At 51.5% G+C, this 26293-nt stretch carries 17 protein-coding genes and 1 tRNA gene; 7 read left to right on the forward strand and 11 right to left on the reverse strand.

What is annotated here, in order from left to right; translation table 11 throughout:
* Nucleotides 1-167: 167 nt before the first annotated feature.
* The 3 genes from FYZ48_RS21785 to aroB all read right to left on the reverse strand — a co-directional run bounded on the left by FYZ48_RS21785 (nt 168) and on the right by aroB (nt 2703).
* The gene (locus FYZ48_RS21785; RefSeq protein WP_149344285.1) at nt 168-761 is read right to left on the reverse strand and encodes a response regulator; all 594 of its coding nucleotides are present in this window, start codon (nt 759-761) and stop codon (nt 168-170) included.
* Nucleotides 762-806: 45 nt separating this feature from the next.
* Nucleotides 807-1196 (reverse strand): Hpt domain-containing protein, encoded by a 390-nt coding sequence (locus FYZ48_RS21790; RefSeq protein WP_149344288.1) that lies wholly within the window; start codon nt 1194-1196, stop codon nt 807-809.
* A 334-nt stretch (nt 1197-1530) separates the two neighbouring features.
* The gene (gene aroB / locus FYZ48_RS21795) at nt 1531-2703 is read right to left on the reverse strand and encodes a 3-dehydroquinate synthase (RefSeq protein ID WP_149344290.1); all 1173 of its coding nucleotides are present in this window, start codon (nt 2701-2703) and stop codon (nt 1531-1533) included.
* Nucleotides 2704-2912: 209 nt separating this feature from the next.
* Between aroB and mfd the strand changes: the two genes are divergently transcribed.
* The 4 genes from mfd (at nt 2913) to FYZ48_RS21815 (ending at nt 14048) form a co-directional block, all read left to right on the forward strand.
* On the forward strand, nt 2913-6248 hold the full coding sequence (gene mfd, locus FYZ48_RS21800) for a transcription-repair coupling factor (protein ID WP_149344292.1): 3336 nt from the start codon (nt 2913-2915) through the stop codon (nt 6246-6248).
* Nucleotides 6249-6435: 187 nt separating this feature from the next.
* Complete coding sequence (locus FYZ48_RS21805; RefSeq protein WP_187782152.1) at nt 6436-7707, forward strand: peptidylprolyl isomerase; 1272 nt, start codon at nt 6436-6438, stop codon at nt 7705-7707.
* Between the two features lie 400 nt (nt 7708-8107).
* The gene (locus FYZ48_RS29470) at nt 8108-13132 is read left to right on the forward strand and encodes a hypothetical protein (protein ID WP_198422257.1); all 5025 of its coding nucleotides are present in this window, start codon (nt 8108-8110) and stop codon (nt 13130-13132) included.
* A gap of 289 nt (nt 13133-13421) precedes the next feature.
* Complete coding sequence (locus FYZ48_RS21815; protein WP_242022735.1) at nt 13422-14048, forward strand: peptidylprolyl isomerase; 627 nt, start codon at nt 13422-13424, stop codon at nt 14046-14048.
* An 8-nt stretch (nt 14049-14056) separates the two neighbouring features.
* On the opposite strand, the gene FYZ48_RS21820 is transcribed toward FYZ48_RS21815, so the two are convergent.
* A complete protein-coding gene (locus tag FYZ48_RS21820) occupies nt 14057-14479 on the reverse strand; it encodes a GNAT family N-acetyltransferase (protein ID WP_145043165.1) in 423 nt (140 codons plus the stop codon).
* 279 nt (nt 14480-14758) lie between these two features.
* Between FYZ48_RS21820 and FYZ48_RS21825 the strand changes: the two genes are divergently transcribed.
* A complete protein-coding gene (locus FYZ48_RS21825) occupies nt 14759-15271 on the forward strand; it encodes an FKBP-type peptidyl-prolyl cis-trans isomerase (protein ID WP_149344296.1) in 513 nt (170 codons plus the stop codon).
* A 62-nt stretch (nt 15272-15333) separates the two neighbouring features.
* Nucleotides 15334-15876, forward strand: a complete 543-nt coding sequence (locus tag FYZ48_RS21830; protein WP_149344298.1) for an inorganic diphosphatase — start codon at nt 15334-15336, stop codon at nt 15874-15876.
* Between the two features lie 93 nt (nt 15877-15969).
* Here FYZ48_RS21830 and FYZ48_RS21835 read toward each other — a convergent pair whose 3' ends face one another.
* The 5 genes from FYZ48_RS21835 to FYZ48_RS21855 all read right to left on the reverse strand — a co-directional run bounded on the left by FYZ48_RS21835 (nt 15970) and on the right by FYZ48_RS21855 (nt 21433).
* Complete coding sequence (locus FYZ48_RS21835; RefSeq protein WP_149344301.1) at nt 15970-17166, reverse strand: PDZ domain-containing protein; 1197 nt, start codon at nt 17164-17166, stop codon at nt 15970-15972.
* A gap of 142 nt (nt 17167-17308) precedes the next feature.
* Entirely contained in the window at nt 17309-17971 is a 663-nt protein-coding gene (locus tag FYZ48_RS21840) for a hypothetical protein (protein WP_149344303.1), read from the reverse strand.
* Nucleotides 17958-18488, reverse strand: a complete 531-nt coding sequence (locus tag FYZ48_RS21845) for an RNA polymerase sigma factor (RefSeq protein ID WP_145043152.1) — start codon at nt 18486-18488, stop codon at nt 17958-17960. Before FYZ48_RS21845 ends, FYZ48_RS21840 begins: the two co-directional genes overlap by 14 nt.
* 394 nt (nt 18489-18882) lie before the next feature.
* On the reverse strand, nt 18883-19677 hold the full coding sequence (locus tag FYZ48_RS21850; protein ID WP_149344306.1) for an NIPSNAP family protein: 795 nt from the start codon (nt 19675-19677) through the stop codon (nt 18883-18885).
* 85 nt (nt 19678-19762) lie between these two features.
* The gene (locus FYZ48_RS21855; protein ID WP_242022736.1) at nt 19763-21433 is read right to left on the reverse strand and encodes a CocE/NonD family hydrolase; all 1671 of its coding nucleotides are present in this window, start codon (nt 21431-21433) and stop codon (nt 19763-19765) included.
* 375 nt (nt 21434-21808) lie between these two features.
* Between FYZ48_RS21855 and FYZ48_RS21860 the strand changes: the two genes are divergently transcribed.
* Nucleotides 21809-21881 (forward strand) — tRNA-Thr (locus tag FYZ48_RS21860).
* A gap of 51 nt (nt 21882-21932) precedes the next feature.
* Here FYZ48_RS21860 and FYZ48_RS21865 read toward each other — a convergent pair.
* Together FYZ48_RS21865 and mgtE are read right to left on the reverse strand one after the other, a co-directional pair.
* Entirely contained in the window at nt 21933-24467 is a 2535-nt protein-coding gene (locus FYZ48_RS21865; protein WP_149344308.1) for a hypothetical protein, read from the reverse strand.
* A gap of 237 nt (nt 24468-24704) precedes the next feature.
* A complete protein-coding gene (gene mgtE, locus FYZ48_RS21870; protein WP_149344310.1) occupies nt 24705-26096 on the reverse strand; it encodes a magnesium transporter in 1392 nt (463 codons plus the stop codon).
* Nucleotides 26097-26293: the final 197 nt, after the last annotated feature.

The following is a 26293-nucleotide window of genomic DNA, read 5'->3' on the forward strand; positions in this document are numbered from 1 at the left end:
ACTGAGGGGATATTCATAAAGTTTGAATTTCAGTCAGCTTGATGAAAAGTGTTTGTATACGCCTTCACTCTTTTGGAACTATAGGTCCAATTCGAATACAGTCAAATCCCTCCTGAAACAAATCGATACCTTTTGATGTGTTGTGTAGGGTTTGGTTTAGTAAGTCTTTATGTTTCAACCGTTTGCAGGTTCGAAAGAAAATCTTTCAATGAGGAGACTTCTTCGTTCAGGCATTCCATAAACTGCTCAGCAGCGCCGGAATTACGGGAGTTGATAATCCCCTGTACCACGTCTTTGACGCTCTGGGTGGGAGTATACAGATCGATCGCTTTATCTGACGACGATATCTGGGGTACGCCCATTGCCATTTCGTGTAATGATTGTTTCAGCACTTCCTGATCGAGCGGCTTAAACATGATTTTGGATATCCCCAGCTCTTCTGCGAGCTTGAGACGCATGACATCTTTATCCTGCGAATTCTTTTCCATACGGAGTGCCGTCATCAGGATGAACTGCGGGGGATCCAGGGGCCCTTCATCTGTAAAACGTTCGACGTTCTGTGCTTCCATATATAAGTCGACACCGTCCATGCCGCGCATCATCAGATCTGAGATGACGATATTAATATCGTTATCCATTTTCAGCATTTTTAATGCTTCGAACCCCGATGTGGCAGAACAGACTGAGTATCCGAACTGTTCAATCAAACGGGTATGGAAGTGACACGTGTATCCAACGTCGTCAACGACTAAAACTTTCATGGCGGTACACCCTTCTAGGTGGGTTTGGTCTCAACTGATATTCTATTACAGGGACTGATTGACCTCAGTTTTTAAGGTCTCTAATTCGGTCAGCAGGGCATTGATCTCTTGTTCCAGTTTTTGAAACTTGCTCTGGCTCGCCTGGAGGTCTGCCGACTTGCCGTCATTTTCCAGTGACTGCAGCAGAGGATAAGGTCCGGTCTGAGTGTAGTTTCCGACAGTTCCCTTGTAGGCGTGGGCGACTTCCGCGAGCAGACCTGCATCATTACTGTCAATCGCCCGACGGATGTCCTGCATCTGTTCCGGAGCCAGGGCCACAAACAGATCAATCAGTTCGGTCAGGAATTCAACATCGTTGATTGCCATATCCAGAACCTGTTCTGGTTGGATCAAACGCCAGGTGCCTGTAGATTCAGCTGAACTTGAATTCGTCATTTTGGAGAGATCCTTACCGGGACGGGGGGCTTTAAATGCCCCTGCAGAAGGTCACTGAAGAGGTAAAAAGCCCGAGAACCGGTTGAAATGAAAAATAAACTGGTCTAATTTCAAGCCTAGTTCTTGATTTTCAGGATCAGCGTGGATTCTTCGAAATGCGTAGAAACACGGAGCGTTTCTGTGATGATTTTGTCGGCTATGCAGGTTGCTGACTGATAAATCGGATATATATATCAAAAAATATCAGTTCACAAACGGATAGAGAAGAGCCGTGTTTTACACTGTGAGGTAAATCACTGCAGGTGGATTTTCTCTGACAGATCGCTTCACGCGATTAAATCTGAAAATCATCGGTCGCTTTGGCAGAGTGCTCCAGTTCGGCAAGGACTTCGCGCACAAGTGCTTCCTGGATCTCTTTGAAGACTTCAACGCGGCCCAGACAGGTGGGCAATACAAATCGCAGTTTGCCACCGACCGTTTTTTTATCGAGTTTCATTCGATCAATGATGTCATCAGCGCTCAGGGAAACTCCCTCAGGGAGTTGAACGGGCAAGCCCAGAGCTGAGAGCAGGTGAATCTGACGTTCCGTATCATGCTTTGAAATCAGATCCAGCTTTTCCGCAAGGGTGCTGGCGTAGATCATGCCGATTGCCACTGCCTCGCCATGCATGAGCTCACCATAGCCGCATAATGCTTCGAAGGCGTGGGCAAACGTGTGCCCGTAGTTCAAAATGGCTCTCAAACCTGTACGTTCATGCTCATCCTGCTCTACGACCTCTGCCTTGAGTTCGCAGCTGCGAGCAATGATATTTCTCAGTACTTCCGGATCTCGTTCATTCAGGCCGGTGACATTCTCTTCCAGGTATTGAAAGAATTTGGCATCCAGGATGACACCATATTTGACCACCTCAGCCAGTCCACTGCGATAATCGCGTTCCGGCAGAGTTTCGAGCGTAGACGTATCGATAAAGACTCCCACAGGCTGGTAGAAGGCACCAATCAGGTTCTTGGCCTGCGAATGATTGACGCCCACTTTTCCACCTACGGAACTGTCCACATGGGCCAGCAATGATGTCGGCACCTGCACGAAAGGCAGACCTCGGACATAAGTCGCTGCGACAAACCCACCCGCATCTCCAGTGACGCCTCCCCCGACAGCAATCAGCACGGTCTGGCGATCAGCTTTCATTGCCACCAGACGGTCGTACAGTTCAGAAATCACGGGCAGTGACTTCGATTTTTCACCCGGCTCGATGATCGCGGTTTCCCATTTCCAGCCTTGGGCAGTCAGACTTTTTTCGATATGGGGAGTATGGAGTTTCGAGAGGTTCCGATCGGTGACAATAAATGCCGTCTTATGCCCTTCCTGAATCGCATTATGATAGGCTGGACTCTGGCTCATCCAGGTTTCCAGTGTCTCTGCAAACCGGTCAAACTGATGGCTGACCACCGAAATATGATAACTGCGGGGGCCCAGGGCAACGTTAACATCTAAACTTTCTGACACGGTAATTCCTTCATCCAGAATCGAATCAAGACGACAGCCCCTGTATTGTCTATTGATTTGCTCACGATCGGGCTGATCTGATAATCGATTCTATCCTAACTCTGACGGAGTTTGAAGTCATCCACCTACAGACGGAAATCCAGTGCAGAGCGTGTTTTTCAGGGGCCGCACGTGACAATCTGCTCCAGCCTGCTAAAATAACTGCGAATATGATCAAACCAGTCGACAGTCCGATTCAGTCGATGCAGGATCTGGTCCCGATACTGGCACGCAGTGATGGATTTTCTGCTGTCATGGAGGCTCTCAAGGCCGGCCAGAGCGGGACAATTGACGGAGCCTGGGGGGGATCGTGCGCGCTGACCACCGCAGCGGTCGCCACTTCATTAAAATCACCCTTGCTGGTCGTCTTGCCCCGACTCGCGGAAATAGATGAATTCACAGGAGATCTGGCCAGTTTTCTGGGAGAGGTTCCGGATATCTTTCCTGCCTGGGAGACACTCCCCGACGAACATGATGTGGCTGATGCCGTTTTTGGGGCCCGCCTGAGGGTTCTCAGTCAGTTACTGCAACTGGAGTCTGCTGCAGAAGATCGGCAGCAGGTATTTGTCACCTCCTTTCCAGCCCTGTTACAGCCGGTTCCCGGTCGTAAAGCACGTGAAGCTGCCACGCGGACTCTCCGTGTGGGAGACGAAATCGAGACCGAGTCGTTCATGAGCTGGCTCATGGAGCGGGGCTTCGAGCGTACCACGGCGATCGAACTGCCCGGCGAATTCAGTATGCATGGCGGGATTCTGGATATTTATTCTCCCGACGCTCAACTACCGATCCGAATTGAACTGTTTGGGGACGAAATCGACTCGATCCGACAGTTTGATGTAGAGACACAGCGGACCGTTGAGACCTGTCAGCAGATCGATCTCACTCTGATTGCACCTGACAGCGGGCAGACAACCTCGCGACGTACGGAAGCACGGGACTCGGCGGAAACAGCGTCCGAGAGCCTGCTGGATAATCTTCCTCAAGATACCTGTATCGTGCTGATCGAACTCCCCGAGTTGATCGAAGAGGGAAAACGGTACCTGGATCGACTGGACAATCCTCGTGGTCTGTTCAGCGTTCCAGCGACGATGTCTCGTTGTACCGACTTTCCGACTGTCACGATCGCCCCGATTTCTGCAGAATCGATGGAGATTTCCTGTCATTTGCAGATTGAATCAATTGAACGCTTCACGCGCGCGAAATCGGAAATGATCGAAGAACTGGCTTCGATAACCGGTCCACAGGACCGAATTGTGGTCTGCTGTCATAACCAGGGAGAACAGGACCGACTGCGGGAGCTGCTAAATGAGTCAGACCTGGATATCTCTGAGCGGGTCACTACCAGCATTGGTAATCTGGCGCTGGGATTTCGGATCGTCCCCGAGCATCTCGTCGTACTGAGTGACCATGAACTGTTTGGTCGCGCCGATATCCGCCATAAACCCCGCAAACGCAAGGTGGAAAGCCGGGCCATCGACAGCTTTCTGGATCTGAATGTAGGCGATTATGTCGTGCATTTGACGCACGGGATTGCCCGCTTCAAAGGACTGGAACTGCTGGAGAAAGATGGTTGCCGCGAAGAGCATCTCTCGCTGGAATTTCGTGAAAAAGTCCAGATGTATGTGCCTGTTTCGCTGGTCCATCTCGTACAGAAATATATCGGCGGTGGAAAACATGTTCCCCAACTCTCCAAACTGGGAACGCGCGGCTGGGCCAGCAAGAAAGAAAAAGCAGCACAGGCTGTGCGGGATATGGCCAGCGACATGCTCCGGCTGCAGGCAATGCGGTCAGCGCAGCCGGGCATTGCTTATCCACCAGACAGTCACTGGCAGAAAGAGTTCGAAGCGTCTTTCCCCTACAACGAAACCAGCGATCAGCTGCATGCGATCAGCGATGTGCGACACGACATGGAACGTCCTCAACCCATGGACCGCCTGATTTGTGGGGACGTCGGTTATGGGAAAACTGAAGTTGCTATTCGTGCCGCTTTTAAAGCCATTGATGCCGGCCGACAGGTGGCGATGCTGGTCCCCACCACGGTACTTGCCGAACAGCATACGCGTACTTTCAGTGAGCGCATGGCGGATTATCCGATTACTGTCGCTGGGCTCTCGCGGTTCAAGACCAAAGCAGAGCAGCGGGCAATTCTGGAAGGGATGGCCAGTGGCAGTGTCGACCTGGTGATCGGCACGCATCGCTTGATTCAGAAAGATATCAAGTTCAAAGATTTAGGGTTGCTGATCATCGATGAAGAGCAGCGGTTCGGTGTGGAAGCGAAGGAGATGCTCAAGCATCTGCGCTTGCAGATTGACGTTTTGACTTTGAGCGCAACTCCTGTTCCGCGGACCCTGCATATGTCGTTGTTGGGGATTCGGGATATCTCTAATCTGACCACAGCACCACGGGATCGGGTTCCCATTGAAACCCGAATTTCCCGCTTCGATGAAGAGCTTCTTCGGCATGCGATCGTACGGGAATTGAACCGTAACGGGCAGGTTTATTTCGTGCATAACCGGGTTCATGATTTGCAGAAATACGCGGATCGGCTTCAGCAGATTGTTCCGGAAGCGAGTATCGGAGTCGGCCATGGTCAGATGAAAGAATCAGAACTGGAAGCAGCCATGCTCAATTTCGTGTCCGGGCGGGTTGACATTTTCGTCTGCACCACAATTGTGGAAAGTGGGCTGGACATTCCCAATGCCAACACCATCTTTATCCATGATGCAGGGAACTATGGACTGTCTGACCTGCATCAGTTGCGGGGACGCGTAGGTCGCTCTCATCACCGCGCTTACTGTTACCTGCTGCTGCGTGATGGTCAGATTCTGACGCCCATCGCAGCCAAGCGGTTAAAGGCGATTGAAGAATACAGCGAATTGGGAGCAGGGTTTAAAATTGCCATGCGTGACCTCGAGATTCGAGGGGCAGGCAATATCCTGGGAACGGAGCAGAGCGGACATATTGCCGCCGTCGGTTACGAACTTTATTGCCAGCTTCTGGAAAAAGCCTGCAAAAAACTCAAAAATGAGCCCCTCCGCGAGCATCATCACGTTGCTATCGATCTGCCGGTGACCGCATATCTGCCCTCTGATTACATTCCTCCCGGGCGAATTAAGATTGAGTTTTACCGCAAACTTTCCGCGGTCCGAAGTTTAGAAGAGCTGGCTGCTCTGGAAGAGGAAATGCAGGACCGCTTTGGAGCTATCCCCGATCCAGCACACACTTTAGTTGCGTTGAAAGAAATACAGATTTTGTGTCAGCGCTGGCAGATTGACAGCATTCATCTGGAAGATCACTTCGCGGTTCTGGGGTATCGCGATAAAAATCATATTCTCGCTCTGGCGAAAAGTAATAAGAAACGTATCCCGGTGAGAATCGTGGATCATAAATCTGCCTACATTCCGCTGCCGGCACAGGCAGACGCCGTTGAGTCTATCATGCTAGAACTCAAATCGGTATTGCAACAAAGTTTCGATCCGGCATATAATCTCGCTTCGTCGTCCTGAATGGTTTCAGGATTGGGCAATCGAGAAGCTCAATTCCAGCCACAGAGGGATGATTAAGATGGTGTCGAAGTCCAATCTCCCTTCCTTACATTTCCCATGTAAACCGGGCTGCTGACAACATCTGAAACTACGTTGTCTCTCAAATTCCCAATTAATTAGTTCGTTCATCAACTGCAGGATGCTCTTGATGCGCCACGCGCAAATCTATTTTCTGATACTGGCATTGCCTGGCTTATTCGGGTGTGAAACTACTCCCAAAGTAGATAACCCCGTGCTGGGACCACCACCGCCGCGCCTGGAATCCGCTCTAAAGCAGCAGAAACTCGAAGAGACTGCAGTTGCCCGACACACCCAGGATCGAAATGAACTGATCGAAGGTGATTTTTCAGAATCTGATAACCCCTTCGAAACACCGATCGTTACCGCGTCGACTACTTCTGAAGAAATCTCCGTCAGCGCAGCCGGGGATGATGTAGAAGAACTTCGCGACAGTACGGTTGTGGCCATCGTCAACGGATTGCCCCTGTTCGTATCTGATATTCTGGGCGTCTATGAATTCCAGTTGCTGCAGGCTGAGCAGCGGATGGAGCCGGAAGATTACAAAAAACTACGCCAGGCACTCGTTAAGCGTGACTTGAAAGGCCATGTCGAACGGTTGCTCCTGCTGCACGAAATGAAAAGCACGCTCAAGAAAGAGCAACTCGATCAGCTGAATCAGCACCTGGAAACAGCCTTTGATGATCAGCGGGTTCCTGAACTGCAGAAGCAGATGGGAGTCAACTCTCCGCAGGAGCTGGAAGAAAAACTCAATTCGCAAGGCCGCAGCCTGATTTTTGAAAAAGACCTGTTCATGAAACAGCAGGCTGCTGTGCAGTTCATGGCTGTCAAAGCCAAAGCAAAAGATCAATTCAGCCGGGAAGAAGTTCTGGCCCGGTATCGATCCCGTATCAAAGACTACGAAGTCCCCGCCAAAGTGCAGTGGCAACGAATCCGGATTACTTACTCCAAACACGGCGGCAAGGATAAAGCCATCGCTGTGCTGGATGAAGTTATTCACAAACTGCAGTCCGGTGCCGACTTTGGAGAGATCGCAAAACAATACTCTGATGGAACCCGTTCCGATAAGAACGGATCCTGGGGCTGGACCCGGCGTGGCAGTCTTGCAGAGGCAGAAATTGAAGAAGCGCTGTTTTCACTCCCAGTGGGTGAAGTCAGCCAGGTATTCGAAACCGAAAGCTCTTTTCAAATCGTAAAGGTCAATGGTCGTAAAGAAGCAGGGCATGTTCCTTTTGCTGATGTCCAGGGAAAACTGGAGCAGACCATGATTACAGAATCCCGTATGAAAGCTACCAAAGACATTCTGGATAAACTGTATGCCAAAGCCATTATCGAATCGAAGTTTGAGATTGAACGCGAAGACGATGTAAAACCTGCAAATGCAACATCGGATTCAAAATGAAATATGAACTTCTGATGAAGACAAAAGTCATGAAATACAGACTCAAAAACTTTTTTGAAAACCGTACAAACTTTTTTGCAAATATTGTCATAAACATATTGACCTGATCTGCGGAAATCGATTATTAACCGCACACACTTCTCTCTACTCTCAAAAAATCAAATCACGATTCATCTCAACTACAGTCGTTTGTTTTCAGATTGCCTCCGGGCACACCTTTCATAACAAAACGTATTTCTGTTAATAAAATCCCAGAATTGATGTACGAAATTCGTATGGTACGAAATTCGTATTTCGGACTAAAATCCTACCCACATTAGATAGCGAGTTGGAAGTCATGATGACTCCTCAAAACAATCATAATCAAAGTTGGTGTTCTGGCTTGAAGGAGGGACCTACATTGGGCAAGGCATTTGGAGTACTGGCCTGTACGACGTTGATTGCAGCGTCGATGTGGCTGGCCAATCTTGGCAACACGACCAGGAAGGTCGCTGCTGATGTCGAGAGTAACGGTCAGTCGGTTTCTGAGCGTCAACAACGCTCAGCTCGTTACTATCTGAGTCTGGGGACTCAATACTATGAGCGGGGACAATTCTCCGAGGCGGTAGAAGCTCTTGAAAAAGCTTCTGTCTCTCCCGGACGTTTGTCTCAGGCAGAGTTTCGAAAAATGAACGAGTACCTGGGAAGGGCCCGTTCACGAGCTGCCGCTCCTCAACGCAAACAGGTAGTCCGGGCACAGTCTCCTGCTCCTGATTCCGAATTTTCCACAGGCTATTCGAATGCCGATGGGAAATCCCTGGAAGAAAAGAAGCAGCTGGCCCGCCAGTTACTACAGTCTGCTCGTGAAGACCTCAAGTTAAACGAGTTTGCCAAGGCCCGACGTAAAGCCGGCCAGGCAGCGGCTCTGAAACTGGAGTACGGTCCGTTCGATCCACGTCCTGAACAGGTTCTGGCCGATATTGCTCGCGCAGAACAGCGATTGCAGAAAGGCTCACCAATCCAGCAGGCCGGCGGTTTTACCGAAACCGGTTCTGGTGTGATGCAGGTGGCTGCAGAAGAAGCTGCTGAAAGCAATCCCTTCGGTAACCCGGGGGCCAACCCGTTCGATGGAACACAGACTCGCAAACTGTCCGAAAAAGAACAGGCTGTTGTGCTGCTGAAACAGGCACGCTCAGCTTTAAACTCCGGAAACTATGATGATGCCCGCACACTTGCCCTGCAGGCTCAAGATTATGATGTTGCTTATAAACTGTTTGAAGAACGCCCCCAACATATCCTGGCTGAAATCGAACGTAAGACGGGTGCGAAAATCTTCGCAGGTCAGTCTAAACCTTCGATGCAGGTCGCTCAGTCTGAATCTGGTTCCTCCAGCAAAGATCAGGCAACGCGACTGCTCAAACAGGCTCGGGCCGAGCTTAACTCAGGTAATCTGAATTCCGCTCGCGAACTGGCCCAGCAGGCCAGCCAGCTGGATGTTGCCTATCGTCTGTTTGATGAACGTCCGGAACTCATCCTGGATGAGATCAAGCGTGCTCAGTCTGCAGGACAGCTGGCTTCTACCGAAGTCAACCGTGCTCAGATGGCTGCTGCCAACGCAGGACAGGGGGACTCGAAAGCTCAGGCTAATGAACTGCTGAGACAGGCTCGTCTGGATATCAAGAAACGGGACTTCGCTGGTGCACGCCAGAAAGTGGCTCAGGTTGAGCAGATGAAAGTTTCTTATGACCTGTTTGATGACCGTCCGGAACTGGTACTGGCAGCCATCGATCGGATTTCCGATGAGGCAGCGACCATCTCTGGTATGAAAGGTCTGCAACAGAATCAGGACGCTGTTCGTCCCCGGGTGAACCGTCTGATGGAACAGGCTAAACTGGCTCTGCAGCAGGGAGACAAAGATGAAGCCCTGATGCTGGCGTCCTCTGCTCAGAAACTCGCTCAGACCCTGGACCTGAAGTTCACACCTGAAACCGAATCTCCTGAAGACTTCATCCGCCGCGTCGGAACTGCCTCCGATACCCGTCTCAACCCTGGCAACACCAGTGCTGACGGAAAAGCGAATGGTGAATACGCTCGTCGTCTGCTCTCATCCGCACGCGAAGACCTGGCCAAAGGTCGGGTGCAGGATGCTCGTCAGAAGGCGGAAGCAGCACAGGAAATTGATACAGCTTACAGTCTGTTCGAAGATCGTCCCGAACAGGTCCTGGCAGACATCCGTAAAATGGCTGGACAGCCTGGCGGACTCTCACAGGAAGAAATGTACGCTGCAGAACAGGAACGTAAAAAACAGTTCTCTCAGAAACTGGTGGCTCAGGCTCGCACAGACCTGAAAGCCGGTCGATTTGACTCTGCCCGCATGAACGCTCAGGAAGCTCTGAGAGTGGGGGCCGAGTTCAAACCGGGTGAGGATAGTCCTCAGACCATTCTGCGTGATCTGGAAAACAGCATGAGCACTCAAACAGCTCAGGTTGCCCCTAAGAAGAATGTTGCCAGTGAGATCGCTGTGATTCATCCTGGTGCCTCTGCTCTGGAACTGTATAACCTTGGTATGCAGCGACTCTCTGAAGGCGACCGTGGTGCCGCTTATCAGGCATTCCTGGCCGCATACCAGTCTGGTGAAAAACTTGACACTCATCGTGCACAGCAGTTGCAGGATGCCGTCCGAGAACTGGCTCCTTCACGAACTGACAAGATTCGTCAGGTTGCCAGCCAGACCTCAACCGATGCACCGGGAGCCGCCTCTGATCAGCCCAGCAACATTGACCTGGTTGAACAGAAACAGGCAATCGAATTCAGCCGACTTCGTTCAGAAGTTCTGAATGCCATCTTCAAAGCTGAAAGAATGCGGGAATCGGCTCCGACCGAAGCACTGGGAATTATCGACCAGGCAATGGCTAAAGTCGAAAGCTCCAGCCTGAACCAGAAATCGACTCAGGCACTGATCGGCTCGCTGCAACGTACTCGTACTTCAATCGATTCTTTCCGCAAGCAGGTTGCTCCGCTGGAAGAACTGAAGAAGAAGAACGAAGAAGTTGAAGAGTATATCAACCGACGTATCAAAAATAAGATTCGCGTCGAACAGGAACTGGCCGATCTGGTAGAGAAGTTCAACGAACTGATCGATCAGCGACGCTATGCGGAAGCAGAAGTGGTTGCTAAACAGGCCAAAGATCTGGATCCGCAAAACCCTGTCACCGTCACCATGGAATGGAAATCTCGCTTCCTGCGTCGCGAAGAATCCAACAACTCCATGCGTGATCGTAAAGAACAGAATGTCTGGAATCAGCTGAACGATGTCGAAGAAGCACTGGCTGATGCCTACACTCCCGATATCAAGTTTGGAAAGGATGCCAAAGAGTGGGCTGAATTAACCAAACGTCGTGAAAAATATCACGCTAAGAATCACAACCAGAAAACGGAACGCGAAATTCAGATCGAGGAGAGCCTGGATCGTCCAGTGAACCTCGCATTCGAAGGCGAACCGCTGTCGAACGTGATGAATAAGATTCAGGCACTGACCGGGATTAACATCTTCCTGGACAGCCTGGGACTGGAAGAGGAAGGGGTAACCACCGACGCACCCGTCACGATCAATGTGAACGGCATCAAACTGCGGAGTGCCCTGAACCTGCTCCTGGAACCGCTGAACCTGTCTTACACAATTGATAACGAGGTATTGAAGATCACCAGCCGTATTCGTCAGCAGGGTACATTGAAAACAATGACCTACCCTGTGGCTGACCTAGTGGTTCCGATTCCTAACTTCGCTGCAAACGGCAGTATGGCCAGCAACCCTTACAGCCAGATGGGTGCAGTCAGCTTTGGATCCGGTATCGGCGGTAATCAGTCGACTCCCGGTAACTTCCAGGTTGCTGATCCACTGATTGGTGGTGTTCCCGGTGCCAACCCCTGGGCCGGTAATGCTCCGACTTCGAAGGTTGCCGGTGGTGGATCAAACATTGACTTCGATTCACTGACCGAACTGATTGTCTCCACCGTCGAGCCCGATTCCTGGGAAGAAATCGGTGGTGCAGGCAGCGTGCGTCCGTTTGAAACAACTCTGAGTCTGGTGATTCGTCAGACACAGAAAGTACACGATGAAATCGCCAACCTGCTGGAACAGCTGCGACGTCTGCAGGACCTGCAGGTCACCATTGAAGTCCGCTTTGTCACCGTCTCCGACCGCTTCTTCGAGCGAATTGGTGTCGACTTCGACTTCAACGTAGCTGATACCGTCGGTGGTCCAACCGTTGATAACAACGGCAACCCGGTTCCTGCCTTCGGTCAGGTCGACCTGCTGGGCGGAAACCAGAACGGCGGTGGCGGCGGTGGTAACAACAACAATAATAATAACCAGGGTGGCCAGCAGGGACAGACTACAACGAGTGGTCAGACTGGTGGCCAGGGTGTTGCTCCCTTCAGTAACCCACCCACACGAACCCTGCTTAACTTCGACAACTGGCCCAAGAAAGGTACGATTGTCGGTATGGACTCGCCGGAATCCTTCACTCCAGACCTGGATGTGCAGTTCCGTCAGGGATCATTCGAAATCGGTGTACCTGAGTTCGGCAGCTTCAATGCGAACGCTGGTGTGAACGTGGGTCTGGCAATTCTGAGTGACATCGAAGCCTTCTTCTTCATCAACGCTGCTCAGGCAGATGAACGATCGAACCTGATGTTCGCTCCGAAAGTAACACTGTTTAACGGTCAGGTCGCCTTTGTGACCAGTAACGTATCGCGACCCTTCGTGATCAGCCTGGTGCCCACCGTGGGTAACTTCTCAGTCGGATTCACGCCGATCATCGCAAACATTCCTGAAGGGGTCTCACTGACTGTGTCAGCTGTGATCTCCGCAGACCGCCGTTATGTACGACTCTCAGTCAACCCGAACTTCACCAACGTGACCGACGTCTTTACCTTCTCCTTCCAGGGTGGAACCACTGGTGGCCAACAGGGGCAGCAGGGTGGTCAGCTTGGACAGCAGGGTGGTCAGCTCGGTCAGCAGGGTGGTGGTAACTTCGGAAACGGGGTTGGTGCCGGCCTGGGTGGTATCGGTGGTATCGGCGGCGGTGGTGGTGCCGGCGGTGGCGGACAGGTTGGTCAGCAGGGCCAACAGGGCCAGCAAGGCCAGCAGGGCCAACAGGGTGGTGGTCTGGGGACCACAACCATTCAGCAGCCTGTGGTGGAACAGGTGACTGTCACCACGACTGTGAGTGTGCCCGATGGTGGTACTGTCCTCCTGGGTGGTGTCAAACGACTCCGCGAAGGACGCAGCATGGCTGGTGTCCCGATCCTGAACAAGCTGCCGTATGTCAGCCGACTGTTCAAGAACACCGGGGTTGGTCGTGAAACCGAAAGCCTGATGATGATGGTTACACCACGAATCATCATTCAGGAAGAAGAAGAGGAAGCTCTCCTCGGTTATTAAAAGGAAATAGGAATCGCCTGAGTCATCGGGCGATTCCTGCAAATTGCAGATCGCGGGATCTGCAGAGGGGCTGATCGTCAGCAGCCCCGGGCTCTGGCCGTCGCGAATTCTCCCCCCCTGATTCGCGGCGGCTTTTTTCTATTAATAGCCGTTCAACTCCAGTAATTGTGTTGGAAGCTGCCTTTCGAAACCCTCTTGTGAAATCTGCGGTAAATGGATTAGACTGAACGCTTCAATGAGGCGTGAGAGACCCTGCAATTTCACATAGGCAAGCAAGAGGGAAGTTTCGATGAAAATCTTATTCACATTGGTCTGGATAATGGCAGCTACGGTGATGCTGGGCGCTTCCAGTTGCCTGGCAGAAGCACCAGCGACCTATCAGGTGAAGATGGAGACCACCAAAGGGACTTTTTACATCGATGTGCAACGCAGGTGGAGTCCCCACGGATCAGACCGTTTCTATGAGCTGGTAAACTCAGGCTTCTACAATCAGTGTGCTTTCTTCAGGGTGATTGAAGGGTTCATGGCCCAGGTGGGGATCAACGGTGATCCTGATACGCAGGCCAAGTGGCGGGATCAGACCATTCAGGATGATCCTGTTGCGAAATCCAATTTGCGGGGCTATGTGACGTTCGCGAAAACGGGAGCGCCTAATTCCAGAACCACTCAGCTCTTCATCAATTTTCAGGATAACCGGCGGCTGGATCAGATGGGGTTTGCACCCTTCGGTTATATTTCCCCGGAAGGCATGCGCGTAGTGGATACCCTGTATAACGGCTATGGAGAGGCTGCACCTCGAGGACGCGGCCCCTCGCAGTCACGACTTCAGCTTGAAGGTAATGCCTACCTGAAACGCGAATTCCCTCGACTGGATTACATTATCAAAGCATCAGTCGTGAAAAACGGGAAACGCTGATTGGCGGTTTATTCCGTCAGGTGCGGCTGGATGAACAGCGCTTTTTTCTCACCGGGCAACGTGAAATCAAAGCCGCAGCTTCGGAAGAATACATCTGAAGAAGTCACTGCCATGACTTCCAGAATATTCCGCTGTCGTGCGCGATCCACACACGCGGAGACCAGCTTTTTCCCCACTCCAATTCCCTGACGATGATCTGCGACGACCAGACTGCGGATTTCGGCCAGTTTGCGAGAATAGATCTCCAGGGAAGCAAATCCGACAATCTCAGTACCTGCTTCGATCGCCACAAATCCGGTTTCAACCAGTTCGTCCAGTTCTTCTGAGGTCCGTGGCAGAATCTTGCCTTGTTCTACGAATGGGACAATGAACTCGGAGAGCGGGGCAATATCCTCATGTTTAGCAGGTCGAATCTCTATCTGGTCAATCATCTTCCAAGGTTTTCGTGCTGAATTAGTCGTCTTTTACGGGGAATGACCTGCCAGAAACGTATGAGAACGCGGGTGCAGGATCAATTTCGCCTGCAACTCCTGAATCAGTGCCCGGACTGTCGGCAGACATCAGAATCCCATAATCTTTTCTGAAGTCCACTAAAGTAGGACAGCTTGGTGGTGCAACCGATAGTCCTATCAGTTATGTTATCGCTCAGAGGCAATTCTGTGAATAGGCCCGCAGTATTATTATTTGCCTGATACAAAGGTAATCAACCTATGAAAAAAACACGATTTTTATTGGGATTTAGTCTGATCTGCCTGACAGCCACTGGCTGTAGTAATTATGTTCGCCAGGGAGAACAGGTTGATCCCCCGGCTGCTTCAGCGCAAGTCAGTCCAGCAGACAAACAGCAAACAGAAATGGAAGTAGCCGTGGCAGACGAAGCAAACCCCGGATATTCAACAACCGCCTCCGGACTCAAGTATCGTATCGTGCGTGAAGGAAATGACACCAAGCCCGGTCCGCAGGATCAGGTGACCGTTCATTACCGAGGCACTCTGGAAGACGGTACCGAATTTGACAGCTCCTACAAACGGGGTGAGACAATTTCATTCCCACTCAATGGTGTGATTTCTGGTTGGACCGAAGGTCTCCAGCTCATCGGTGAAGGGGGAGAGGTCGAACTGGTCATTCCGCCGGAACTGGGCTATGGTGCCGCTGGTGCTCCTCCAGTGATTCCCGGTAATGCCACTCTGCATTTCAAAGTGGAACTCTTTAAAGTGAATTAGTTGATGCAGCGCAACTTCAGCTGATTCTTGAAACTATTCAGCCATCATTCAGGAGAATAGCAGTGACCCACTGTTGGCACGATGTGACTCCGGGACAGAACCTGCCTCGCGATTTCACGGCCGTTATCGAAATTCCTACTTTTTCCAAAGTGAAATATGAGTTAGACAAGGTCACGGGCCTGCTCAGGCTGGACCGGATGCTCTACTCAGCAGTCCATTATCCCGCCAACTATGGGTTCATTCCCCAGACTCTGGCCGAAGACGACGACCCTCTGGACGTTCTGGTACTCTGTCAGGAACCGGTAGACCCCCTGACGATTCTGGATGCCCGGGCCATCGGGGTGATGACCATGATCGACAGCGGCAAACCAGACCATAAAATTCTGGCGGTCGCCGTGAATGATCCGGAATACAATCCCTACACTGATGCTTCTGAACTGCCACCACATCGTCTGGCCATGCTGAGACGCTTCTTCCAGGATTACAAAATGCTGGAAGGCAAGACGGTAGAGGTCGAAGAATTTCAGGCAGCCTCAGCGGCGTTTCCGATCATCGAAGATTCGCTGCAGCGATACAGCAGCCAGCGACGTCGCGGTTTTCTATAAGATCAGCTGCGACTACGGACAATCAAAAACAGGCAGCCGGTTCCCTGGGGAATCAGCTGCCTGGATTGTTAGTTCGTGAGGTCTTTAAGCCGCTTAGATCGGGCTGTCTGCATGGACCCGGATGGTTGGAATCCGGATGCGATGCAGCATGGTCCGAATCTGTTCCTGGATCGCGGGTGTCAGCTGTTCCAGTTCATTTGTAAAGACCTGGTTCCCCAGAATCTGATTGACATTCAGATTTGGTCTGTTTCCCAGCGGATGGTCCAGCTCAACCATGCGAACAGACTTCTCTTTGGTAGCCCGGCTCAACAACACGCGGGTAAAGCGATCCTTCCCCTGCATGTGTGGTTTAATCTGCAACCGAAAACTGGCTTTGCCCTGCAGTGCCAGCTTCAGCTCTTTGAGTCGTTCATTGATGATTAACTGCACGTTTTCAGGCAGGTCGACGATCTGTTCGGTAATCTCCCGGGGATTGCCAGTGAAGTGATAAGACTGCAGGGTCTCAGTCTCATCCTGATAATTGACTTCGACAGAATAATCCCCTTTGGCTTTGCCTACAAACAGCAGACAAAGGTTGTGGGTGCTGATCGTGGTTGGCGAGCTAAAGTTCAGCGGTTCTTTTCTTCCAAGGGGATCCGTTTCAGTTGAACGGGCTGCAATGGGGGCATCTTTGCCGGTATCTGGTTTTTTCGGTTTGTCCTTTTGGTTATTCTCCGCCAGTTGCGGTTTCTGACCGAGTGGAGTGACCTGAAACTTGTAGTAGCGAAACAGTTTCTGAGTCAGGGTGAGTTCAACCGTCTGTTTTCGGGACGCGCGGATGACTTCCAGCTGGATGGTCTCACCTTTGTCTGAATCGAGGACAAACTTCCTTAAAATATCAGATGAGGTGATGGCTTTGCCGTTATAGCTCGTTAGCACGTCAAATGGTTTGAGTCCCGCCTGCTGGGCTGGAGAATCTGGTACAACCATCTTGATACCGATTCCCTGTCCTGCTGTCAGCATATCGTGCAGCTGGGCTTCCAGATAAGCTGGGATCGGTTCCGTGACGACACCCACAAAGTTCCGCATTTCGGTCTCGCCGGTTGAGCGTGTGGTAACCCGGAACTTTCCCTGCGGGCCAGCTGCGTCTGTTGATGTTGACGGCGCTGGATTCAGGGTGGGGTTTTGCTGCAGAGACTGAGGTTTCCCTGGTTTTGGTGCCTGCAGGGGAGTCTCGTCAGCGAGAGTTGTCTGAATGGCAATCAGAGACGTAATCAGCCCGCTCAATAAGAACCATTGAAACTGTTTCATTGTACTGCCTTGGATGTGTTTCAAAAAAGACCTTCCCCGTGCCGGAAAATACTAAGATCCCGGCCCGGCTGCGAACATCCTTTTTGTGGCCCGTTAAATTCCTACTTATTCCGCTTTATCAGCTCATTGATCGCAACAGTTGTCACTGCTGCTCGTGACTTTCAATTTCATCACCAATCAGTGACAGACCGGCTTTGTTGACAGGCACAAAATCAATGGTGAGCTCAGGCATTGACATCTTGACGTGAGAACCAGTTTCCGGATTTTCAACAGTGATGTTTGTCCAGGACAATTCAGTTCGCTGTTCTACCGGGCCCAGTTCCGTATTATAAAGTGTGATATCAATCGATTCTTTAATGTTGTCATTTACTTCAGGGGTCATCTCCAGGGGAGTCTCTCCCTGATCCAGAACTGCCAGTGTATCCGGCTCAATCTCTGGAATAGTCGCGACGACCGGTTTTTCAATTTCGGGTTGTATGCTCGGTTCTGCAGTCGGCTGATTTGTCAGCCTTGACTCATCGGGAGTCCGCTGCATGAAGAGGCTGGCCAGTCCCGCCATAAGGCAGATCGAGAGGGCAGATACCAGCAGTCCCAACTGAAAACCCCGACGAGAAGCAGGTTCCTGTGCCACGGGGACAGAGTTTTCTTCTGCGCGCAACTTTCGGTAGTGAGCTTCAAATTCCTCGTCGGTGAGTTCAGATAGCTCCTGCAATTCAGGAGGCATTTCCTGCTGGAAATATTCGCGCAGAACACTCTCCAGCTCATCTTCATTTTCGAGCATTCCTGAAGTGTCATACGGTTTCATGATCAATCCCCACTTTTTCCAACTCTTCACAAAGACGCTTTCTGGCGCGAGAAAGCCTCATGTCGATTGCTGAAGTCGATGTATTCAGAGCAATTGACATTCGTTTTGATGACCATCCTAGTGCATAACGAAGTACGAGAACCTCGCGGTCCTCGGATCGAAGTTGTTGAAGTGCTTGCCGGATTCGGCTGTTAGTCTCGTTTCTCTGCAGATCCTCTGATGGATCAGCAGGTTTTCCCACAATATTGTCCAAAAAATCTGCGGGCTTAGCTGCATGATTCTGCCTTCGTGCATAGTCACGCAACCAGTTTTGAGCAACAGTCAAAACCCAGGCCCGGATATTTCGAATTGACTCTATTTCTTGGTTTTGTAAACGTACGAACGCTTCCTGCAGCGCGTCATATGCGCGATCCGAGTCAGAACACTGGGCATATAACAAAGCCCAAAGTTCTCGTCCTTCACGCAAATAGACCGCCTCTATCTCTGCCGACCAGTTATTGGCCTGCTTATCAGGCATGCAAATTCCAATACGTTAGAAGAGGGATTATCTAAGTCGATTGGAGAGTGTTAATGGACTGGCATCTCTTGCCAGATTAACAACACTCGACTAACTCACATGCACTAGAATAGACGGAATCTGAACCAGAATCTAACCTCGTTTCAGGATATTTACGGTTTCCATTTGAAAATGGTGATCCCAACCCACCGGGTTTCGCCAGATTGACAAGGATGGCCATGGTTCAAACTTATACTATCACCATATGATTAAACAACTTATATCGATTATAGCGACGACGGCCTGGACGACCAGATGCGACGCGTCATTTTGACTGAATTCGAAATTCAGCCCACCTCTGTCGATGGCTGTCAGTTGGGATCTGATAGTCAAGCGGACACTGTCAGGTTCACGCTTACTGAATCTCAGAGTAAGGCAGTGGTTCCAGATACCAGTTTGTGATCTTGGATACAGTTCCCTTATATTTGTCCATCTTTTTCATGCGGTCCCACTCGGGATGCTTGCGGAATCCTTCCCAGTGTTTTTCATGTGCCTCCCGGTTGGGAGCGGAAAGCATGTAGGTCAGGTTGGGAACATCGTCACCGATCAGCATTTCGCCATAGAACACAGGAGCAAGCAGCACGTCACGCATGATGTCAATCTCGCCCGAGTTGAACATGTCCACTTTCAGCCGGGCCAGATTCGCATTGTGACTTTCGTAGGTCCGCAGTTCGAACAGGTTGGGGCCTTTTCCTTTTGGAGTTTCCAGAATCGGCATCCCCTTGAAGGCTTTCATCAGACGACTTTCAATCCGACTGTAGGGGGCGTCTTTTTTAGGAATGGCGAAGTAGGATGCGGCTGCTGCGTGATATGCTTTGTCCACTTCCAGTTTATCATTCAGGCTCGCCAGTTGATTCAGGGATTGGAAGGGAATCAGCATATAGAGAGAATAGTCATCCTTGGCATCGATTTCTTTGAACACGCCTACCTTCTTGATTCCCGCGCGATTCAGCGCTGGTAACAGGGCCTGTTCCAGGTAGTCACTGACCACCTTCTGGTTCTGTTCATTCGCGATGCGGTAGGTCCGCAGTTCATAATATTCCTGACTCTGCTGCTCTGCCGCGGGTACGGGTTGTCCCAGTCCCAGGGCAGCAACGGCTCCCAGAATACCTGCCAGCAGGCTGCGTCGGTTAATTCGATTCTGTTGCATGATTACCTCACTTTTATCCTGAACTGATTTTTGATTCAGAGTTGGTTCAAAACTTACAAAGACGGTCGCACATTGTCACACCAGCTCAAGGTTTCACAGGCGCCAGAATACGGGATGCCTGTCCGCTGCTGTGATGAATTTTATTTTTGGCGACGACCACTTTCTCGGGAAACTCGATTGTAATCGGCTCTCCCGTATTCGGGTTCGGTTCGTAGAATGGGGCTCCTGTTGAACAGACGGTTACCCGGATTTTGTGCCCTTTGTTGAAGATCTGGCTCAGCCAGCCTACATTGAAGCCGACCTTGTAAACCTCTCCCGGTTCCATGAATTTCTGTTGTTCGAAACCATCCCGGTAGCGGGCACGACGGATCATATCAATGATCAGAATCGAACGCCCGTCCGGATAGACATCACTGACGCGGACAATGAAGTCGGTATCTTTGGCCGAGGATGAGACCATAAGCTCTGCCTTCACATTTCCCGTCCATTCGACCGCTTCGGTCAGTGTGTCGGTCGTGAAGGTCAGTACATTTTCCTGTTCTTCGACAACGCGGGCATCGCGGGCACCGGGGAAGCCCCGGCCTTCAATTTTTTCCGGGTTCAATGGGTCTGCAATCAACTGGGTGAACGAGTCTGCTGACGTCGGCTTAGAGGTCGACAGTTTGCCATCCTGTTGCAGGTAGTAGGGGGTTTCCTCGACGGGCACCGGCCAGTCGTTGGTCGACCGCCAGACATTACCTGGTGCCCCGGGTTCACCGACAGCCCCCATCACGTAGTAACGGACATTGGGATCAAGTTCGATCTCGTTCCGCTTTCCCTTCAGGTAGTGATCGAACCAGCGGATCATCTCGGCCATCATGTCGAAGTTCGCATTCTCCGGATAGAGCATGTCGCCGACTTTATTGACCTTATTAAACCGTCCGTGCAACCAGGGCCCGATATACAGTTTCTGATGACCGCGGGAATTCGGTCCCCCTTTGTGCTGACGTCCGATGTAGCTCTGGATCGAGCCGACGCACATAAAGTCGTACCAGCTGCCTACGGTAAAGCAGGGCACGTTCATCTTATCGAAGTGCAGGGTACAGTCTTCTGCCTGCCAGTATTCGTCGTAATCGGGGTGCGAAAACCATTCTTCCATCAGGGCCCGGTTATGGGCAGCCACGCGGCAGACAGCATCCATTCCCTTGAATCGATTCGGTTTCGCAGCACCACCAATGAAATAACCCTCGTGATACAGACTGAGCCCCGTATCGATCATGAACTGACAGACCAGGTGGGGCGGTTGTGTCACTGCCAGATAGTTCTGGGCATAGCCTCCCTGGGAGCTGCCGAACGTGCCGATCTTGCCAGTCGACCAGGGCTGTTTAGCCAGCCATTCCACGACATCGTAGCCATCCTGCTTTTCACCCCATTGCAGGTCCCGGTAGCCGACCCAGGTGCCTTCTGACTGCTGGGAACCCCGATAGTTGACGGCACAGACCACATAATCATGTCCGGCCATTTCCGCGAATGAGAGTCGCGAACCCTTGCCTCGCAGGCTGGCGTAGCGCTGTTCCATCAGAACCGGCCAGGGGCCTTTACCCTGAGGAATATAGAGGTAGGCAGAGAGCTTGACGCCATCCCGCATGGGGATCATGACATGTTTCTCGGTGACCCCTTTTTCAAATTTGAGTGGCGGGGCTTCCTGCGCGAACAAGGCAGGACAGAGAAAGAGGCATAAAATCATCCACAGGCAGGCAGGGGCCAGTTTTCGCATGGGCTATCTCCGGTTGGATTTTCAGGGCAGGTATTTCTTCTTCGATTGTGGTCAACCATCGTCAATTCAGCAAGCATAAACGCCGGTAGATCTGAAGAGTCTCCGGAACCCGCACAACGGTCAGAAGCGACATCCCCCCTGTTTTCGTCAGTGCAGCGGAAATTCTTACCCTTGATTCAGCAGTCAAACAGAGGCGGGAAATCAATTTTTCAGCGCTGAAATCGGGGCAGAATCCTTTCACAAGCCATAAAAAGGGGGTATGCTACCGCAGAGCAGCAGTGAGAATTTATCTCCAGCTGACTGCTGAATCGATTCCCGCCGGGCGAACCTGATGGACGCCTGATGTATCCATTGCATAAGCACCGGGAACAAAACGCCGCCGTAGCTCAGTTGGCAGAGCAACGCATTCGTAATGCGTAGGTCAGGAGTTCGACTCTCCTCGGCGGCTCTTCTTTTTTCTGCCGATCTCTCTGAATGGTGTTCTGTTTCTGCGATCGATTCAGAACTGCGGAACCTGCTTCAAATCGGTGATCTTTTTCAAAGCCGCATCCACATCGCCATCCTCGGGGGAAAACTGTTTCAGTTTCAGATAACTGGCTTCCGCCTCGGGGAGCAGATGATAAAACAGCTGCAGTTCCGCCAGACGCTGAAGAATCGATTGATCAGCGGGCCTCAACTCATGGGCTTTGCTCAGGAGAGTAAGCGCTTTGCCGGGAATTCCCTCTGACTGGTAAAGAGAAGCCAGTTTCAGAACAGCCTCTTGCTGATCTGGTTTCAGTTCGGCCAGCATATTCTCCAGCTCAAGTCGCTCGGATAAACTCTGGTAATCCTTGTCGTCACGATTCTGAATCTGTTTGAGTTGTGCGGAAGCCTGCTCTGGTTGTCCGTTGATCAGATCATACTGCGCCAGAAGAAGACGTGCCTTGTCACTCGTTTGCTCATCGGCGTTCTGAGACTCAAGCACTTTCTGGGCGTACCGTCGCGCCTTCCGATAAAACGTCAACTTCCAGAATGCCTGGGCGATCTGCAGATTTCGCTGGGGAGTCTCTACTGAATTCTGTATTGTATTCGCGGCTTTGTTCGACAGTTGTTGCTCACAGAGTTTTATGCCGCGCTGAATACTGCCGCGTAGCGCGATGTGGCCTGGCATCTGGCTGGCTTTGGTGAATTCTGTCAGTGCCTGCTGGAACTGACGATCTCCTACATAGGCCCAGCCCAGATAGTTCGTCAGGTGAACGTCCTGCATGGTTCCCAGTTGCTTCACAAAATCAATGCCCTCTTTATATTGCTCCGCTTCGAGTAACTGTTTGAGATAAGAAACCTGCGCTGATAACCGCTGCGGAAACTTTTCCAGAATCGTTCGGGCCCGATTCAGTCCTGCGTTTTCCTGCCAGTAGCCTTCACGAATGGTTCCCTCATAATTCGGTTCGATTTTTATTATGACGACTCCCTGCTCGTCATAAACGGGAGTCAGACGATAAACCAGATCGTCGTTCAACAGATGCCGGGGAAATCCGTCGATGGTATTTTCGTCGAAACAGACGAGATACTGTGCGCCCAGTGATTGAATCTGCTCATGCAACTGTTCCGGGCTGGTCTTTTCAAAATAGACGAGTTTCTGGAAGCGGTGTCCCGATGTTGCGAGATCGTTGCGCCTGGTCAAAATTCTGGTTTCCGGAGGCGTTTGTTCCCTGATCCAGTTGCCGGCGGCAACAAAATTACTGAAGTGGCTCGAGGGATACTGCGTCTGATAAAACGTTTCGCCGTTGCGCAGCAGTTGCACATTGGTTGTTACCAGTCGCGCATCGGTCATCGCTTGAACGCAGAGCAGGGCTGTCGCAGGAACTAATAGCAGGCAGATCAGCGTCTTTCGAGTTCCAGGATTGGGATTACCCAGACGACTGCCGATCGCTCTGATTCCTGCAGGCACAAAGGCGAGGATGACAGGCAGCAGGGGCAGGACAAAGCGGGGCTGCATCCAGGGCCAGACAGAGAGAATCGCAAACGTAAAGATCAGGTACAGCAGACAGAGCAGGCCGCCTCGATCTTTTAGCTGAAGCATCCCATAGATGGAAACGGCCAGTACCAGCAGACTGATTAACGAGTACAACCATAGCGGTCCAGGCAGAAACGCCAACCCGTCCAGCAGGTAGCGTTCGTACGCGGGAGTTGCTCCCGGCATATTCGGGATCAATGTTTCGCACAGACTTTGAAAATGAGTCAGGCTGCGATTGATCATAGAGACAACAGTACCAACGGGACCAGCGGACCGCAGATTATTCAGAATCAGGGAACTATAAAGATCAGAGTTCAACGAGCGATTCCGCAGCATCCAGAGTCCCAGAGTGACCAGAGAACCAGTAACCGGAATCAGATAGCGCCAGCGCTGCCGACTGGTGATCGCCCACGTCCCGAGTGCCAGTGTCAGTGCGATACCAATGGTCCGCAGCAGGGGGAGAAACAGGAACAGACCGGTTAACAGAATCAGATTCCGTTTGCGATTCCCTTCGTTCTCGCTGGCGATTAAACAGAGGATTCCCAGGCTCAATGCCATGAAAGGGACTTCGCTCATGATGAGGGTAGAGAAGAGCAGGAAGTACGGGTTGGTCGCCAGGAGCAGTACCATGCACAACACTGGCCAGCGCCGCGCGGGGCCGCTTTCTTTAGTTGATGAACAGGTTGTATCTTCAAGTTTGCAGAGGTAAGCGTAGAACAGGACCAGCAGCAGAATTCCGAACAGAATGACCGTCACTTTTGCGAGAATCGCCTGATAAGGAGCGATTAACGCAGCGGGGATCAATAGCAGTGACATGCCGGGGGGACGCAGGGTGAATGGCGGAGAGCCGGGAAAATCGAACTGCTGATAAGCCAGATGGTTCACCAGTCCCCGCGCCATCAGAACATAGTCTGCACTGTCCGGATAAAAGAAGTAGAGCTGATTCAAGCGGGCCGCTGCCAGACCAGCAAAGCAGAACAGGATGACGACCAGCGCATAACGGGCTCCCCTGTTTTTTGATTGTACTTTGTTGTTCATGGCATTACAGGTTAGAAAGAGCAGGACAGGCCGGGAGCCTTATCTCAATCGGAAAACACAGCGACAGCAATTCTGGTGTAAGAACTCGATCATAAACCGGCAGTGGGGGCGCAGGCGAAATGAAACTGCAGAAATCCCGCTGATTGCTGGTCGAGATATATCAGACAAAACGATTATACTGATTGTGAAGCAGCCTGTTATTTCCCGGCTCTTGAAGTTGTAGACGTGCGCGGGTTATCACGTCAGCAAAGGCAGAAATGCCTGTGCAAAAGAGAGGACCAGGAAGAATCCGCACATGTCGGTGATGGTGGTCAGAATCGGACCTGAGGCCAGGGCAGGATCGAGTTTGAATCCTTTGAGAACCATCGGGATCAGAGCACCCAGACAGACCGCCATCAGGGTATTCGCGGCCAAGGCGCCACCGATCACCAGGCCCAGGTAACCATTGCCTTTCCAGATATAGGCGACGATGCCCAGCAGAAACCCGAGGGCCAGGCCGTTAACCATGCCTAACGCAAATTCTTTTTTGAATACATATACCCAGTCGCGCGGTCGAATCACACCCAGGACCAGTTCCCGCGTACTCACCGCGATCGCCTGGTTGCCTGTGCAGCCACTCATGTCGGAAACAATCGGCAGGAACACTGCCAGCGCGATGACGCTGGAAAGCGTATCTTCATACATGGCTATCACACTGGCGGCAACAATATTCAGCACAATGTTGATGCTCAACCACGACAGACGCCGGGCACTGCGAATTTTGAGAGGTAAGCTACGGAGTTCTTCCCCGCCCATAATCCCTGCAAATCGCAGAAAGGTCTTACCGGCCTGTTCTTCCCCAGCTTCTTCTACATCTTCCCGTCGAACGACGCCGACCAGCACATTGGCTTCGTCGACAACCGGCAGACCGAACAGCGGGTGTGAATCAAAGAAGTGCTGTAACTCCTGCAGGCTCGTGGAGTCAGGCACACAGAGTGGGCTGGGAATCATCAGGCTGGAAAGACGCTTGCCGGGAGGCGCCATCAGCAGGTCCCGCAAACGCAGAACTCCGACCAGTTGCAGATCCTGATTGATGACATAAATATACTGCACGTTATATTCAGCGTATCGTTCGGCGTTCTGACGGAGGTCGGATACCACATCGTCGACCGTTTGCGACTCTTCAAAGGAGAGCAGCTCTGTGATCATCAGACCACCCGCACAGAGACTGGTATATTTCGAAAGGAAGCGGACGTTTTCCGCTTCTTCCGGATCCATGACTTCCAGAATCTTTTCCGATTGTTCCTCGGGTAATTGATCCAGAAGGTCGACCTGCTCGTCACTGTTCATTTCATCAACAATGTGAGCGGCCTGTTCGGGGGACAGAGACGAGAGCAACTGTGCCGCCTGCAGTTCCGGGAGTGCTTCCATCAGCCAGGCGGCATGCTCGCCATCCAGCAGGTTCAAAAACGCCTGCTGCTCTTCGATGGAGAGCTGTGCCAGAATTCGCGCTTCTTCCCCGGGGGGGAGCGCATTCAGGAAGTTGATCGCCGCTTCGGATTCACCAGCTTTGACGATCTCATCCAGTTGATCCCAGACATCAGGCAGTTCGATATGTGTCGATTCGCTGAGTGGCTGTGAGTCGTTCATTTATCCTTCTCCCTTCCTGGAACAGGCTGAGCCGGTTCAGGTTGGATCTGTCTGTCTTAGTTGAATTCTTCAGTGAAAGCCCGTGGAACGCGTGACTACTGATTTTATAGTCAAACCGCGTAAAAAATGAAGCCCATACGACTTACGTTTACGACTCAATTCGGGCAAAAACGGATATTCGGTCTAAAATCAGGTCG

The organism is Gimesia chilikensis, assembly GCF_008329715.1.
Lineage (GTDB): Bacteria > Planctomycetota > Planctomycetia > Planctomycetales > Planctomycetaceae > Gimesia > Gimesia chilikensis.